Annotated in this window: 15 protein-coding genes and 1 pseudogene; 4 read left to right on the forward strand and 12 right to left on the reverse strand. The window is 57.2% G+C overall.

The features are described from left to right. The coding region (locus tag ACFQ2S_RS23265; RefSeq protein WP_386078703.1) for an IS1380 family transposase at window positions 1–1,040 on the forward strand (1,040 nt) is incomplete at its 5' end. Between the two features lie 303 nt (window positions 1,041–1,343). Continuing rightward, a complete protein-coding gene (locus ACFQ2S_RS23270) occupies window positions 1,344–2,384 on the forward strand; it encodes an NAD-dependent epimerase/dehydratase family protein (RefSeq protein ID WP_386078705.1) in 1,041 nt (346 codons plus the stop codon). 36 nt (window positions 2,385–2,420) lie between these two features. Here the strand turns inward: ACFQ2S_RS23270 and ACFQ2S_RS23275 are convergent, their stop codons facing one another. Together ACFQ2S_RS23275 and ACFQ2S_RS23280 are read right to left on the reverse strand one after the other, a co-directional pair. Continuing rightward, window positions 2,421–2,621 (reverse strand): hypothetical protein, encoded by a 201-nt coding sequence (locus tag ACFQ2S_RS23275; protein ID WP_386078708.1) that lies wholly within the window; start codon window positions 2,619–2,621, stop codon window positions 2,421–2,423. A 374-nt stretch (window positions 2,622–2,995) separates the two neighbouring features. Next, window positions 2,996–3,166, reverse strand: coding sequence for a hypothetical protein (locus tag ACFQ2S_RS23280; protein ID WP_386078710.1), 171 nt, complete (start codon window positions 3,164–3,166; stop codon window positions 2,996–2,998). 421 nt (window positions 3,167–3,587) lie between these two features. On the opposite strand from ACFQ2S_RS23280, the gene ACFQ2S_RS23285 reads away from it, so the two are divergent. Further along, window positions 3,588–3,719 (forward strand): hypothetical protein, encoded by a 132-nt coding sequence (locus tag ACFQ2S_RS23285; protein WP_386078713.1) that lies wholly within the window; start codon window positions 3,588–3,590, stop codon window positions 3,717–3,719. Between the two features lie 325 nt (window positions 3,720–4,044). Here ACFQ2S_RS23285 and ACFQ2S_RS23290 read toward each other — a convergent pair. Both ACFQ2S_RS23290 and ACFQ2S_RS23295 read right to left on the reverse strand, forming a co-directional pair. Beyond that, a pseudogene (locus ACFQ2S_RS23290) lies at window positions 4,045–4,756 on the reverse strand (transposase); the annotation flags it as partial. Between the two features lie 260 nt (window positions 4,757–5,016). Beyond that, window positions 5,017–6,348, reverse strand: coding sequence for a tyrosine-type recombinase/integrase (locus tag ACFQ2S_RS23295; RefSeq protein WP_386078716.1), 1,332 nt, complete (start codon window positions 6,346–6,348; stop codon window positions 5,017–5,019). A gap of 121 nt (window positions 6,349–6,469) precedes the next feature. On the opposite strand from ACFQ2S_RS23295, the gene ACFQ2S_RS23300 reads away from it, so the two are divergent. After that, entirely contained in the window at window positions 6,470–6,733 is a 264-nt protein-coding gene (locus ACFQ2S_RS23300) for a helix-turn-helix domain-containing protein (protein WP_386078719.1), read from the forward strand. A gap of 270 nt (window positions 6,734–7,003) precedes the next feature. Here the strand turns inward: ACFQ2S_RS23300 and ACFQ2S_RS23305 are convergent, their stop codons facing one another. From ACFQ2S_RS23305 to ACFQ2S_RS23340, 8 genes are all read right to left on the reverse strand, one after another. Then, a complete protein-coding gene (locus ACFQ2S_RS23305) occupies window positions 7,004–7,975 on the reverse strand; it encodes a UDP-glucuronic acid decarboxylase family protein (protein WP_386078721.1) in 972 nt (323 codons plus the stop codon). Window positions 7,976–8,013: 38 nt separating this feature from the next. Continuing rightward, window positions 8,014–8,838: a glycosyltransferase family 2 protein gene (locus tag ACFQ2S_RS23310; RefSeq protein ID WP_386078724.1), complete on the reverse strand. Its 825-nt coding sequence runs from the start codon at window positions 8,836–8,838 to the stop codon at window positions 8,014–8,016. Between the two features lie 53 nt (window positions 8,839–8,891). After that, the gene (locus tag ACFQ2S_RS23315) at window positions 8,892–9,056 is read right to left on the reverse strand and encodes an acyltransferase (protein WP_386078727.1); all 165 of its coding nucleotides are present in this window, start codon (window positions 9,054–9,056) and stop codon (window positions 8,892–8,894) included. 373 nt (window positions 9,057–9,429) lie between these two features. Continuing rightward, window positions 9,430–10,548: a glycosyltransferase gene (locus ACFQ2S_RS23320; RefSeq protein ID WP_386079374.1), complete on the reverse strand. Its 1,119-nt coding sequence runs from the start codon at window positions 10,546–10,548 to the stop codon at window positions 9,430–9,432. A gap of 23 nt (window positions 10,549–10,571) precedes the next feature. After that, window positions 10,572–11,339 (reverse strand): sulfotransferase domain-containing protein, encoded by a 768-nt coding sequence (locus ACFQ2S_RS23325; protein WP_386078730.1) that lies wholly within the window; start codon window positions 11,337–11,339, stop codon window positions 10,572–10,574. Then, window positions 11,305–12,228 (reverse strand): sulfotransferase domain-containing protein, encoded by a 924-nt coding sequence (locus ACFQ2S_RS23330; RefSeq protein ID WP_386078733.1) that lies wholly within the window; start codon window positions 12,226–12,228, stop codon window positions 11,305–11,307. The genes ACFQ2S_RS23325 and ACFQ2S_RS23330 overlap by 35 nt, the downstream gene beginning before the upstream one ends. Next, window positions 12,164–13,426, reverse strand: a complete 1,263-nt coding sequence (locus ACFQ2S_RS23335; protein ID WP_386078734.1) for a hypothetical protein — start codon at window positions 13,424–13,426, stop codon at window positions 12,164–12,166. The genes ACFQ2S_RS23330 and ACFQ2S_RS23335 overlap by 65 nt, the downstream gene beginning before the upstream one ends. Then, the gene (locus ACFQ2S_RS23340; RefSeq protein ID WP_386078737.1) at window positions 13,419–14,189 is read right to left on the reverse strand and encodes a hypothetical protein; all 771 of its coding nucleotides are present in this window, start codon (window positions 14,187–14,189) and stop codon (window positions 13,419–13,421) included. The genes ACFQ2S_RS23335 and ACFQ2S_RS23340 overlap by 8 nt, the downstream gene beginning before the upstream one ends. Between the last annotated feature and the right edge of the window lie 5 nt (window positions 14,190–14,194).

Below are 14,194 nucleotides of genomic sequence, written 5' to 3' on the forward strand. Positions count from 1 at the left end.
TGCAGCCCAACTTCAACCAACCCGAAAGGTCGCATGACGACCGGACCAGAAACGGGGTGAAGTCCCTGGCGACGGCTGACAATCGCACAGCACTGACTGATTTGTCGGGGCAATGGATCGACCGGGTTCATGCATCTGCCCCGCCCAAATGGATCACGCTGGACATGGACAGCTCGGTCAGCCCGACCCACGGCACGCAAGAGGGCACCGCGTGGAACGGGCATTTAGGCTGCATGTGCTATCACCCGCTGTTCGTCTTCAATCAGTTCGGCCATCTTGAACGTTGCGCTCTGCGCCCCGGCAATGTGCACAGCGCCGACGGATGGGAAGAGGTTCTAAAGCCCGTCATCGCGCGATATGCGGATCGTCACCTGATGCGGTTCTTTCGGGCTGATGCCGCATTTGGCATTCCGGGCCTCTGCGAGATGCTGGAAGCCGAGGATTACTTCTATGCCATCCGGCTGCGTGCCAACCGTGTTCTGCAAGGCAGGATCGCGCATCTGCTCAATAGGCCCGTGGGACGACCGCCGAACCATGTGCGGCGCTTCTACAGCGACTTTGAGTATCAGGCGTCATCGTGGGACAACCCCCGGCGGGTCATAGCCAAGGTCGAGTGGCATCCGGGCGAGCTGTTCCCGAGGGTCGGCTTTGTCGTGACCAACCTGCCGATGGACCCAGACTGGATCATCCGCTTTTACAATCAGCGTGGCACCGCTGAGCAGCACATCAAGGAAGGCAAGCAGGCGATCAACTGGACGCGACTGTCCTGCAAAGGCATGGCACAGAATGAGGTGCGGCTTCAGCTTCATGCATTGGCGTACAATCTCGGCATCTTCTTGCAAGACACAGACCTTCCCGAGGAGATAGCCGATTGGTCGTTGACGAGCCTCCAGACCCGGCTGATCAAGATTGGTGCGCGGGTTGTCCGCCATGCCCGTGCCATCACGTTCCAACTGGCCGAGGTGTCTGTCAGCGGTGATCTGTTCACCCGCATACTCGCGGCCATCCATCGGCTGCGTGAGCCGCCGGTTCCCGGATGAGGACCAAAGCAGCAGAACCGCGGGGAAAGAGGCTCGACCGGGCTGTCCAAACGGGTATCGATCAGACCAAATTCCGGAGCAACCCCACCGTCGTGACCAGAAATCGTACTCAGTTCACGCGTCAGATGCCCAACCACGGGACATCTCGAACAGAAGGCTTGATCGAGCCGCTGAACAGCAACATTATGCAGGACGAGGCGTTCTACTTGGGGAATGTCGGTCTATGCTGGTTGTCTTTTGGGTTGTGCGGGACTCGGGTCGCCTGCCGGCCCGGGTCGGTGAACTTGAAAGGTTGTGTCCGCAATGGAACCCCTGACTATTCCGCCCAAATACCAATCTCTCCGCGGTTGCCGGATCCTGGTCACCGGGGCCGCCGGCTTCATCGGCGGCGCCCTGCTGCACCGCCTTGCCGGATACGGTCTCGACGTCACCGGTACCACCTGGCACGCGCCGGAGGCGGAGGCGCTGCGGGCCGAGGGGCTCAAGGCCGAGGTGCTGGATCTGGCGTCCGACGCGCCGTTTGAGCCGCATGTCGCGGACATCGACATCGTCTTCAACATCGCCGCGATGTTCCAGGAGACCGAATTCGACGAGGCGATGTACCAGAAAGTCAACGCGGACGGGGCGCTGAAGCTCTGCCAGGCCGCCGCCGCGGCCGGGGTGACGCGCTTCGTGCAATGCTCGACCGTCGGCGTGCATGGCCATGTCCAGGAGATCCCCTGCAAGGAGACCTCGCCCTTCAACCCGATGGACGGCTATCACCGCACCAAGCTGGCCGGCGAACTGGCGATCCTCGACTTCGCCCGCGGCCTGCCCGAAGACGGCATGGTGGTGACGGTGGATCGCCCGGCGATGGTCTACGGTCCCACCGACACACGGATGCTGAAGCTGTTCAAGAGGGTTCTGGACGGGAAATTCGTGATGATCGGCGACGGCAAGACCCTCGCCCATCTGGGGTTCATCGACGACCAGGTCGACAGTTTCCTCGATTGCGCGGTGGCGCCGCGCGACCAGGTGCATTGCGAGGTGTTCAACATCGCCTCCGACGACCCGATCATGCTCGACGATCTGGTGCAGATGATCGCGGAGTACGGCGGCGTCTCCGTGCCGAAATGGAAGATCCCGGTGGCGCCGCTCTGGGCCGCCGGGTGGCTCTGCGAGGCGCTTTGGGCGCCGTTCGGGTCCCGCCCGCCGCTGTCCCGCCGCCGGATCGGCTTTTTCACCCATAACCGGGCCTTCGACCTGACCAAGGCGCGGCAGAAGCTCGGCTATGTCTCGAAATGGGACCACCGGGCGGGGGTGGCCCGCACGATCGACTGGTATCGCGCCGAAGGCCTGATTTAGAGACTATGTCAAAGCGCCCAGCCGGGGACCTCCGGATCAGAGTGAGCATCCGGTGAACCCGACCTGTCGGCTCTGATCTCGTGTCCGCAAAAAACCCACTAGCCCCGCCACGAAGAGTACCAGAAGCAGCCAAAGTCCATCGCCCTTGATGAAGGCTTCGAAGGCTTGGGAAAGATCTTCCAGTTTCATGATTTCAATTGGGTAGGCTGCCGACGGAGAGGTATTACGCTTTGCCATGAACGGAAGCCGCTCCAGTCAGCCACGAATACTGGGCCCAAACCTGTTGCTTCAAAGGGACTTGTCTGGCACTGCGGCCGCTCTTTGATGGGTCCTTGATCAGCAAATCCGATCAACAACGAAACGCCGCCGTCAACGCCAAGCCATCAGTCTTTGGTTCGAATTCCTAGCCGGTCGCCTCGACCGCCCTGCCCCGGATCGACGCTTCGCGTGAGTCCGGATAAGGCCCCGATGCGGGCTGCAAAGCGAGGACATGGTCAAGCTGCGCGGAGGGCTCGATGGCACCAAGACGAGCCACGCGCACCTTCGTGACGGCCTCGGGGGGCGCGATCCCGAAGTCGATCATCAGCCGTGAGGCGATGGTGCCCGACCGTCTATTCGGCGGCGAGGCTCTCGAGGTAGTCACCCCATCTCTGCCACCACTCCCCCGCGGCCTTGTTATGGGTCGCAGCGTTGTAGATGCTGTCGACGCCGCCGCCCGCGACGTGATTGGTGAGGCGGTCACAGACCTCGCGGGGACACCCGTTCTCCGCCGTCCAGGTCAACGCCGCGTGCCGAAGGCTATGGGACGTGAAGGCCTTGGGGATGCCCAGAGCCGACTGTGATCGATCCTACCGAAATTTACATAGAGGTTGAGGGCGGCGCCTGAGCTTTTGAAGAAGCGAGGATATTTGGGGCGTTCAGCATCACCGGCGCATCACCGCAGGTCTCAAAGTTGACTGCATGCAGCGTGAAAAGGCGGCGAAGGCACGGTGTGTCTGGTTCGAACTCGATCCGGCGACTTGAGCACAACCGTCAGATGTCTCAGTCGCGGGACAAAGCGGACCTTTCCCGATAGGAGCGTCGCTGGCGCTCGCGGGACGTGTCCGCCGACTTGTAGTGGAAGCACGAAAGTTCTTTCAGTGAAGTCGCAACTGCGGCTATCCTCTCCCGCGTCACATCCACAGCAGATAGGAGCACATGGTAATGTCCCGAAACACGCTCGTCATCGCTGCGGTCGCGGTCTTCATCGTGATTATTCTGTTCTCCTTGTTCAGCGGTGGCGGAGATGAGGCGCCCGCCCCGGAAGCCGGGGCCGAGGCACCAGCAGCCCAGTAACGCAGACGAATTTCACTTCTGCCCAAAACGACCATTCGTTGCAGGAGTTTCAAACTCGGGCTCAGTGGCCTTTGCTGCCACGAATAGCCCCGTCGTGGAAGGAACAGAAGGATAGAAAGCGCGCCTGATTTCCAGTGAAGCGGGCAGAAAAGTCGGTTCAGGAGCCGCAGCTCGCCTCGCTGCTCAGGAAGCTGAGAAAGAGAAAGATGAGGGCATTGATCGAACAGGAGTAGCACCGGCCGAGGCGACGCATCATCAGCGACCCGGATCCTGACCCGGATGGTTGCTGGACCCGGGATGAGCGGCTTGTCCAACGCGACCTGACTCAAGACTCCTCCGCCCCAGAGTTCTCTGAGACACCCGTTTGCATCGACGCGGCCACGGGCTGGCTGTCCGTCTGGTCAGGTCTGAACTGGGCTGGCGAGCGTTGGCCGTGTCGCTCGATCAGCCATTCCTCGTTGCAGGTCTTCCGGAATGCGATCAGCGCCTCGCGGAGGTCTTCGACGGTGTCGAAGGTTCTGACCTACAGCAGGTTCACCTTGAGGGTTCGGATGAAGCGCTTGGCGCAGCCGTTGCCCTTTGGGGTTCAGACGAAGGACGGCGAGAACGAGATGCCCAGCTACCGGATCTCGCTTTGAAAGTCGTGAGACCTGTACTGTGACCCATGATCGCGGCGCAGGCTCAGCCCGACGGCGACATGCTTGCCGATAGCACGAAAGCGGGCCGCGCCCCCCTGGCGCACCGGCTCCAGCGCCCCCTAGCGTTTGCCGCGCATCGCGGCATGGATGCCGACGCACTCGGCCAAGCAATGATCGACGGCGTCAAACATCGCCACTTGGCCGTGCTCCGTCGTAACCGCGGCCGGCATGTCGGTGCCCCACATCGTGTCGACCGTCTCAGGGATGATCGTGCCATCGTGAGCCCGCGGCCCGCGCAGGGGTTGCCCGGCCCGTGTCCGCCGAGAGGCCGTTCTCCCTCATCAGGCGGCGCACGCGATCCTTCGAGGTCAGCACACCCTTATGACGCAGGCGAGCCCACCGCACGGCGGCAAACCATGTCTGCGAACTTCACAGTCAGGATATCCGCTTAGGTCCTCGAGCGAAGACTATGCAGTCTTTCAATCCGCTTAGGTGTAAGTCATGTGCCTGTCCGTATGAGTGAATGCAGAGCGAGGACATGGTCAAGCTGCGCGTAGGTCTAGTTGGCACCAAGACGAGCCACGCGCACCTTCGTGATGGCCTCGGGACGCGCGATCCCGAAGTCGATCATCAACCGTGCGGCGATGGCGCACGACCGTCTATTCGGCGGCGAGGCTCTCGAGGTAGTCACCCCATTTCTGCCACCACTCCCCCGCGGCCTTGTTGTGGGTCGCGGCGTTGTAGATGCTGTCGACGCCGCCGCCCGCGACGTGATTGGTGAGGCGGTCCCGGACCTCGCGCGGACACCCGTTCTCAGCAGCCCAGGTCAATGCCGCGTGCCGAAGGCTATGGGACGTGAAGGTCTTGGGGACGCCCAGCAACGACCGGTTCGACGCCAGCTGTTGCTGCACGAACAGAGCGGATCTGGGTCGCGCCAAGTCGCGCGGAGAGGGAAAGACGAAGGCTGACGGGAATTGCCTGTCTTTGAGGCCCTGCAGGATCTCGCGCGCCTGCCTCGAAAGCAGGATCAGGTGTTCGCAACCGTTCTTTGCCCTTTCCGCAGGGAGCATCCATCGACCATTGGCAACGTCGATCTCGGCCCAAGCCATCCTCGTGACCTCGGAGATCCGGCACATCGTGAGCGCCTGCAGCCGAAGAACCTCTCCGCTGGTCAAGCCGCCGAGCCCCTTCATATAGCTGCGAAGCTCATTCTCGGTCGGCTTGTGGTTCTTCGCCTTTCGGTTCGGCAGAAAGACGTTTCGAACAGGGTTGTCGGTCGTCGGAGGCAACCAGGTCCCACCCAGGGTCGATATCTTGCGGGTCCGCCCCACTGCGACATTGTACATTGTCTGGATCAGCGACCGGACCTTCTCGGCCTCCCGCGGCGTGCCCGACGAATGAATCCGGTCGAGGAGTTCAGATGCCTCGCGGAACGTGAAGTCTGTCGCCGGCAGGTGACCGTACTCCGGAAGTACGTGACGTATCAGCATCCGCTCATCCTCTCTCCAGCTGCGTTTGACCTTGCGGGCGTACCGCTCGAGGTACAGGTCACACAGCGCCCGGACCGTCACGCCCTCCCCGACTGAGTCTACTTCCCTTCCATTCGCCGCTGGCTCATTATCCTGGCTGCCAAGCCCCTTCAGCCGGTCCCAAAGGTCATGCGCTTCTGCAAGCGAAAGCCTTGGGAAGTCTCCCAATTCCATCTCGATCTGCTTGCCGCTACTCGATTGCCGGTACCGGAACAGCCAGGTTTTCCTCGCGGCCTGGCCGCATCGCAGGATCAGGCCTGGGCGGTTGGGATCTACCAGCTCCTTCCCCGGTCCAATTCGTTGGTAGGCGCCTTCGGACGGGCTCTCAGCTGCCTTGCTTTCAATCGATATACGTTCGGCTTCTAGCAACAACCGCCGGAGTTCGCCCTGGACGCCCATGCCTAGCGCTGAGACGATGAGAGCATGCGCTGGATTCAGAGGTCCGGTTTTCATAGAAGTCATCCAAGAGTACTCCTTGAAGCAGGCGTTGCCATCCTGGCTCGCCCAACCTCGACCGGGTGCGATGGAGCCCACCGAAGGACAAAGATGAATCGCAGACCCAAATCAGGTCTTGAGACCTAAAATGGCTCACGCCAGCCAGTCAAGTCTTTGCGGTGTGCAGATCCGAGCTGCCCGCGGCGCCCTACGCTGGAGCGTCGAAGACCTTGCGGAGAGAAGCGGGGTCAGTGGCAGCACGATCAAACGCATCGAGGCGACAGAAGGCGCCCCGAAGAGCACCGCTCCCAACCTGATGGCGATCAGATCCACCTTGGAAGCTGAGGGCATCGAGTTCATCGGCAGTCTGAACGATCGACCCGGTATTCGTATGGCACGAGCGAAACCATAGCATTTCACGGTCATCCGCATGGTGATTGCACGGAGGTCCAATGCCTAGGGATTGGGACCGTTGACTTGGTTGCAAACACCACGCCGGACTCAATGAAGCCCCTCGACGTCAGGGAGGTTTGATGAGAACTCGTTTTGGTATTTTCCCAATGAGGAACATACTTCGGTTCAGTTCGTTCGCGAAATATTTCTTAATTAACATTGGGCCGATTAAGCACCTCACGACAAATCCATAAAGTATTGCGAAGTTTCCGCAACGCATATCTTGAATTTAGGGAAGAACCAGGTCGGGCAGCAACCGGTTGAAGTACTCGACAGTGAACTGCAGTCCCTTTTCCAGAGGAATTTTCGGTTCCCAGTCGAGCAAGGTCCTAGCCCGGCCTATCTCTGGCTGGCGTTGCCTCGGATCGTCAGCCGGCAATTCCTCGAATACAAGCTCCGAGCCCTGCCCTGTTAGCTCGATAACCTTCTTTGCTAATTCCAAGATTGTAAACTCACCAGGGTTTCCAAGATTGATTGGCCCGACAATGCTTCCATCTGAATCCATCAACTTGATAAATCCATCTACAAGATCATCAACGTAACAAAAAGACCGCGTTTGGCTGCCATCCCCGTAAATTGTAATGGGAAGCCCGGAAAGGGCCTGAACGATGAAATTGGATACCACGCGCCCGTCGGCATGATGCATGCGCGGCCCGTACGTGTTGAAGATTCGGGCCACCTTAATATCCAAGCCGTGCTGCCGGTGATAGTCAAAGAACAGCGTTTCGGCACAGCGCTTGCCCTCATCATAACAAGACCTAGTTCCGATTGGGTTGACATTACCCCAATACTCCTCAGGCTGTGGATGCACGTGAGGATCTCCATAAACCTCACTGGTCGAGGCTTGAAAAATCTTGCAGCGAAGCCGCTTCGCTAGCCCCAGCATATTAATAGCTCCATGCACTGACGTCTTGGTCGTTTGCACAGGATCGTGTTGATAGTGAATTGGAGAGGCCGGACAGGCGAGATTATAGATCTCATCCACCTCAACGTAGAGTGGGAAGGTCACATCGTGGCGCATGAACTCAAAGCGCGGATTCCCGTGCAGGTGATCGATATTGCGCTTAGTGCCCGTGAACAGGTTATCCAAGCACAGCACCTCATGCCCCTGCTCAAGCAGCTTGTCGATTAAATGTGACCCAATAAAACCTGCTCCGCCTGTAACAAGGATCCGCTTTCGGCTGTCGTAAAGCCTCGCCATGATTTACTCGCTTTTCTGTTTTGGAAATGAACCGATCGTTATTGGCTCTGCTCTCGGATCAGCAACCTGATTGTTCGGAAATACCACGCCTTGTAAGCTGCATAATGGTAGCCCGCGCCCCCATCGAGTAAGCCACCTTTTAAGACATAGGTAAAGACGAAATAGAAAGTGGAGTACCACCATTTCGAGACGTTACGGTATTTGAAGGTCTGGCGTGGCGTAAATGCCGCCCAAGCATCTTCGTCATCTTTGATGAGGGCATATCTTCGAGCCTCCCACAGTGCATAGTTCATGTGGCGCTCGATAAACTTGCCGACGCCTTTGTAGTCGCGGTGATCGATGGGCGTGGAGATCTCACCGATCTCTCCGTCGATGATCGGATGCTCATGGATTTCCATATCCAACGTGCTCCAACCCTCCTCATCAATTCTCTCATATAATCCGCAACCATAACGGAACAATGCCAGCTTGCGCTGCGCAACCCCGTAGTTCAGTTTCTTTCCAAGGAAGTAGTTGGTATAGTTCAACCAGTAGCCGTTGAAGGTCTCATCCTTCAAAGCTACGAAAAGCGCTTCGCAAAACGCATCGTCGATGAACTCGTCTGCATCTAGGAAAAGTATCCATGGCTGCGTTGGCCGATCATTCATTAGAAACCAGTTTCGTTTCTTGGGGAACTTGCCGTTCCAGGCGAATTGTACGACCCGTGCACCGAACTCCTCCGCAATTTCCTGAGTTCGGTCCGTAGACCCGCTATCGATTACAATGACCTCAGAGAAGCGATTCAAACGCTTTAAACACTTGGCAAGGTTTGCCTCTTCATTTTTCACAGGAACCGCGACGGTAACAGGCAGCTTGCCCCGCATATCTAGGTTATCTCTCATAGTGTATCTCGAATGTCAGGTTGTCTGAAGGAATTCTACTCGTCCCGCTTGCGCAGAATGGTCGCCGGATTGCCGACAACGATCGTGTTCTCGGCCACGTCGCGCGTTGCAACGGCCCTTGCCCCAACGATGGCGCGCCCGCCGATCGTGACCCCGGGCCCGATGTAGGCGTCTGCGCAGACCCAAGCGTCTGGTCCCACCACAATAGGCGTCTTAAGAAGCGCCATATGCGGGTCGCGCCAATCATGCGTGCCGGCACAGAGATGCGCCCCCTGCGAGATCGTCGTTCTTGGACCAACACGGATTTCGCCGAGGGCATAAAGAATTGCTCGATCACCGATTGCACATTGATCGCCGAGTGTAAGGTTCCAAGGAATAATTATGCGCGCTGTCGGATAGATGTGTACGTTCCGACCAACAGCGGCGCCGAAAAGGCGCAATAGCCAACATCGCCACCCCCACAAAGGACGCGGACTGAACCGAAACAATGGCCATGATAAATCCCAAAGCAACCTAACGATGAGTTGTTTCCGTGTCCACTTGGTGGCACGCCGGTTGGCGGCGATGTCGATTTCAGGCGCAGGCATCGCCTGTTCCTTTCGAATGATCCGCCACCATGGCGCGATACTCATCTAGGTGGCGGTTCGCGATGCACTGCCACGCGAACCGTCGTTCCACGAGGTCTCTGCCGCAGCGACCAATCTCGAACAGATCGCGCCGCTCCAACGCTCTCCTCAGAGATGACGGATCTTGGCCACTGGAAATCTCTAATGCCGCGCCAGCCGAAAAACCTTCGGGCAGATTACATGCAGTGGTCATTAACACCGGCAGGCCGAAAGACCACGCCTCAAGCACGGCCATGGGAAGCCCCTCAGAATGTGATGGCAAGATGAACGCATCAGCGCGCTGCAGCGCCTCTTCCTTAGCTGCGCCCGAGAGCGGGCCCGTGAAGGTCAAGTTAGTGGTGAGATCCAACCGCGCAGCTAGTTTCTCCAACTCGGCACGGTGTCCACGCTCATCCGGCCCGGCGACAGTGATGCGCCAACGCGAGCGCAGAGTCTGTGGAAGCTGCGCCCACTGTTTCAGAAAGTCGGGCAGACCCTTCTTCGGATGCAGGCGCCCGAGGAAGAGCAACTCGCGCAGACCGCTGTCATTCTTAGACCTAGAGGGCGCCTCGGGCATCCGCACGCCATTCGGAATCGTCGTCACCCGCACATCCGGCAGGACCGACCGAATTGCCTCCGCCTCCGCCTCGGCTAGTGCGTGGATCCGGGACGCGCGCCTCAAGTTCTGCGCCTCCCACGCGCTCCAAGCGATCCGCTTCTTCCAGCCGGAATTGCGGAGCGCCCAAGGGTCAAGCATGCCCCGCGGCGAGATCATGGTCGCGCCGGTCCGTGCCCACCGCGCGGTGTCGAGCGACAGCGCCATCCAGATGCCGTGCTGGTGGACGACATCCGGGCGGCTCGCCTCGATCGCCTCTGCTATACCCCGCGCCCCACCCAGACCGGGCAGACGGCCGGGCTCCAGAACGACCGGCACCAGCGGCGCCCAGGCCGGCAGGTCCGCCTCCGTATCGGGATCACGTGTGCCGATCACGGTCACCCGCGCTCCCGCCTCCGCCAGGTTCTGTGAGAGACTTCGGACGGAGTGGAACAGCCCGCCGGCCCTTCGGGAGAGCGAGCCTGTCACCATTGTGACGGAAAGCGGGATCTCCGTCACGCCACTGGCTCTAGATCATAGCCGAACGCAGCCGCCGGTTCGGCGAGCCGTTCAGCGACTAGCTCCAGTGCTTCTTGCGAAAGTAGGTCCTGCCAGGATGCCAAGCTACTTTGCGCGAGAAACCGATCACCGTTGCTCTCTTTCTTGAGCATGTTAAAGTCGAATTTATTCACCGCCTCAGTGACCTGCTCCTGTTCAACGGGACGATCGCCTAACGCGATGACCTTGGCCATCGTCCCTACTGTATCCATCTTGAGATCCTCGAAACGCACGAAGCGCCAGCCCTTTTCCTGACAGGTGGTTAGGTGGTTGACATAGCTCGTCGTTGCGCCAGGTAAGCGTTCGATAGCCATCACGACAAAATCGAACCGAATCTTTCCGTTCGCGTCAAACGCTTCGCTTCGTCGGTCGGGAGGAATAGCTCGTGCGGCCGAGCAGATAGCCTCACGCGGGTCCCTTACCACGTAGATAAGGTTCGATGTGCCCACAAAGTTTATTGAGTGAGTGTGCAACAGTACGTTGCTTAACTGCACACGAACTCTATCTCGCCGGTAGTCAAAACCACAAGCTTCCGCAATAATCTGGCTGACCCATGTCGTGCCACTTTTGGGGAAACCTAAGACTACGAAATTTCCAGCTCGCCGCTGATCCGACCTAAGCCAATTGCGAAGGACCACAGACGAAATTCTACTTGATAGAACCGCTAGTTTCCGCATCTCAATTATCCGTTCAGAAAATGGTCCCGAGCTTGTTTGCCGGGTCATAAGGTCCTGTGGATAAGAGCTCGTAGAACGCAGCGGAACGAGCCAGTATCCTCCCGTCGGTCCACCGATCGAGTTCGAAGTGAGTGTCATCGTTTGATACTCGGTACGACAGAGATCGGCTGACACGTCTCCTGAAATTCGGCGGCAAGCGCCGGACGATGTCGGCCTTTCGAACGACCTTTGCCAATTTCTCGATCACTACCGGGTACCGGCGCGCGTCGGATGCGACATTGCTCTTCTTTACTGAAACAAACTCAATTGCCGGTATATCAAGCCAATTGCTGAGCGCCAGCGACGTTCTCGTTTGAGCTTCAAGGCCGAGGAGGTCCTCAAACTTAACGACAAAAACATTCTCGGACTCGACCTGGGCCAACAGTGTGTCGAGTACCGGAACAAAGTCCGTTGCTCCAATGATCCTGTCCCTAATTTCATCGCCATCGGTTTTGGATTTCAGACCGGACCGCGAGGTTAGATGCCCAAAATAGCTCTTTGCAAGAGCGTGCGGCTCCCTCAGCGAAACGATGAACTTAGCGGTCGGAAGAAGGCCGAGACTACAAAGGTTCTCCAGCACCCTATCGCGGTGTCGAGGCATTCCGTACTGCGTACTGAAATCGACGAAGTATTGGGTCGCATCCGTTGCTGCATAGCCGCTAATCTTTGGCAGCCCCCCAGGACACCTTTCAATGAAGTCATTCGGCTCCTTCTGGGAATGCACAGCCAAAACAGGACTACAATCCAGAATTGCACCAAGACTGGTCGTACCACATTTTGGCATGCCAAATAACAGTAACCACGCGGGTCTGCTCGTTGAACTTGTATTTCTGTTAGAATCTGAGACGGACACTTCTCTTTCCCCTTTTCCAACCGGCGCCACCAAACTGAGATGCACTGCGTTGAAAACTGGTTACCCCGACGCCAAGAAATTTATCACACAGCAACAAAGACACGCTCAGAATGATAAACAGCATACCGAGCCGACCAAAATCGCTGCCCATCATGCTAGGCGCAATCAGCATAATAGGAAGAATAAGTGCCGGATGACGAAGACATTTACGGCCAAGAAAAACCATCAATAGAACGACAAAGAAAAGGCCAATCCAGAAACCACCATGCCCGAAAATTGCCTCCATCTCAGCCGGCACAGAAATAGGGATACCTGCGCCTCGATCATTATAGCCACCACCCGTATTGAATACATCCTCCCCGACGATGCGCCCAACGCCGACGTCCGGCTTGCCCGGCCATAGCACGCGAGGAATGAACCCGTAAATCGGTGCAAAGATCGTAATCGGCGGAATGAAAGTTCCAAAAGACTGCACGTACTCAAGAATAGCTTGATCACGCAAGGGCGAGTAACCATTTCCCAAATACCCGGCCAACTGAGAACGCAGCAAGAACAAGCCAGTTTGAAGGTCAACGCCAGCTCGTTCAGCGGTTGTGACCAAGATCATCCGCAGACCTAAACCTCCGAAGACAATCGCTGTGGCAACGAAGCGTACGAAATGAGAAAATCGCCGGACTTGGGCAAACCTACAAAACAAAACTAAAAAAACTGGCAATGCCACCACACCCCGATTGCTGCCCAGATATGCTTTCAGGGCGAACACCAAAAAAATGGCAACCGAAAACCAAAGCAACCACTTTGGTTGCCCCCTTCGATAAAACATTAAAACGGCAAGTGCGAGCGCAAAATACAGATTCAACAGCCCAGAGAAAAGGTTAGTAAACGCTCCAGCTGTAGAGGTTCGCTTCGAGCTATCAAAAGCGGTAATTCCAGCCTCCTGAAGCCAGAGCAGCATCAGAACGAAGAAAAACCCAATAAAAATCAACCACCTAATCCTGGGGACTGGTCGATACGAGATCTGATAGCAATCTAACCGGATGCCGTTTCGCCGATAGGCCAAGCTGATCGTCAAGAGCGCCAGAAACCAACCCACATTAACCATAATTGAATCCGAATCAGATCGAAATAATGATCCCAGCGCAAATTGCGCACCGAAAAGTATCAGTGGAGATCTCCATCTAATCATCACGATCAGCAAAAACGCCGACAGTAGTAGGTTAAAAGAAAGATCAACGTCACCCATGCAAGACTTCACGCAATTGTGTATTACTGTGGAAGTGGCGGAAGGACAAGCCGTCAAGATACCCTTGGCGACGCAAGTGTCCTAGCATCTCGATAATCGTTGCCGACCCCCGGCCGGTTACATTGGTTCCGTGAGCTACGAACCTACCATCAACCCCAGGTTCACCCAGATCTGTTCCGATCAATCCGATTATTTCCACCTTTTGGAGCCAACACAGATCAAGCCACATGGTCAAACTTCCCTTCCACTGGACGGGGAGCCGTTTTTTGGGGGAAAGCGCACCCGGTTTGGTCAATAATGTGAGGTCAGATACGTTATGATGTGGCACAAAATGCGGTTGAGCGCTCGAACCCCTTTGTCCCACTCGCTCGATGATCCAGCGCAGCTCTGATCGTGGCATCATAAATAGAGCGTAAGGTTTAAGAAGGACCCTTTCCATAGGCAAATTAAGGAGTTCCCGCTTTTGTTGCGCAAAGATCTCTGGATTTCGGAAGGCGAATTCGTAAGAAATGACATCTGCATCTGGAGCGTGTCGCCAGGCGGAGTTCAAGGTTACGACTGCGTCAAACTCGCCACGCACACTTGTGACAGCTTTTTGTGTCGCAGATGGCCCTGCGCCAACGATTAATACCCGTCGACTTTGATCGAAGTTGGGCGTAAGCCCGCTGAACCCCATCGAACTCAATCGTTTCATCCGCGCCTGTTGAGAAAACCTCGCGCCCCACAGTCGAAGATCGTTCAAAATCGTTGCCATCTCTATCATAGGGC

The sequence above is a fragment of the Tropicimonas aquimaris genome, assembly GCF_042676185.1.
GTDB lineage: Bacteria > Pseudomonadota > Alphaproteobacteria > Rhodobacterales > Rhodobacteraceae > Tropicimonas > Tropicimonas aquimaris.

What these genes read in the sequence shown, in the direction of transcription:
- ACFQ2S_RS23270 (WP_386078705.1), top strand. Translation starts at nt 1,344, where the DNA reads ATGGAACCCCTGACTATTCCGCCCAAATACCAATCTCTCCGCGGTTGC.
- ACFQ2S_RS23275 (WP_386078708.1), bottom strand. Translation starts at nt 2,621, where the DNA reads ATGGCAAAGCGTAATACCTCTCCGTCGGCAGCCTACCCAATTGAAATC.
- ACFQ2S_RS23285 (WP_386078713.1), top strand. Translation starts at nt 3,588, where the DNA reads ATGTCCCGAAACACGCTCGTCATCGCTGCGGTCGCGGTCTTCATCGTG.
- ACFQ2S_RS23295 (WP_386078716.1), bottom strand. Translation starts at nt 6,348, where the DNA reads ATGACTTCTATGAAAACCGGACCTCTGAATCCAGCGCATGCTCTCATC.
- ACFQ2S_RS23300 (WP_386078719.1), top strand. Translation starts at nt 6,470, where the DNA reads ATGGCTCACGCCAGCCAGTCAAGTCTTTGCGGTGTGCAGATCCGAGCT.
- ACFQ2S_RS23305 (WP_386078721.1), bottom strand. Translation starts at nt 7,975, where the DNA reads ATGGCGAGGCTTTACGACAGCCGAAAGCGGATCCTTGTTACAGGCGGA.
- ACFQ2S_RS23310 (WP_386078724.1), bottom strand. Translation starts at nt 8,838, where the DNA reads ATGCGGGGCAAGCTGCCTGTTACCGTCGCGGTTCCTGTGAAAAATGAA.
- ACFQ2S_RS23320 (WP_386079374.1), bottom strand. Translation starts at nt 10,548, where the DNA reads ATGGTGACAGGCTCGCTCTCCCGAAGGGCCGGCGGGCTGTTCCACTCC.
- ACFQ2S_RS23325 (WP_386078730.1), bottom strand. Translation starts at nt 11,339, where the DNA reads ATGACCCGGCAAACAAGCTCGGGACCATTTTCTGAACGGATAATTGAG.
- ACFQ2S_RS23335 (WP_386078734.1), bottom strand. Translation starts at nt 13,426, where the DNA reads ATGGGTGACGTTGATCTTTCTTTTAACCTACTACTGTCGGCGTTTTTG.
- ACFQ2S_RS23340 (WP_386078737.1), bottom strand. Translation starts at nt 14,189, where the DNA reads ATGATAGAGATGGCAACGATTTTGAACGATCTTCGACTGTGGGGCGCG.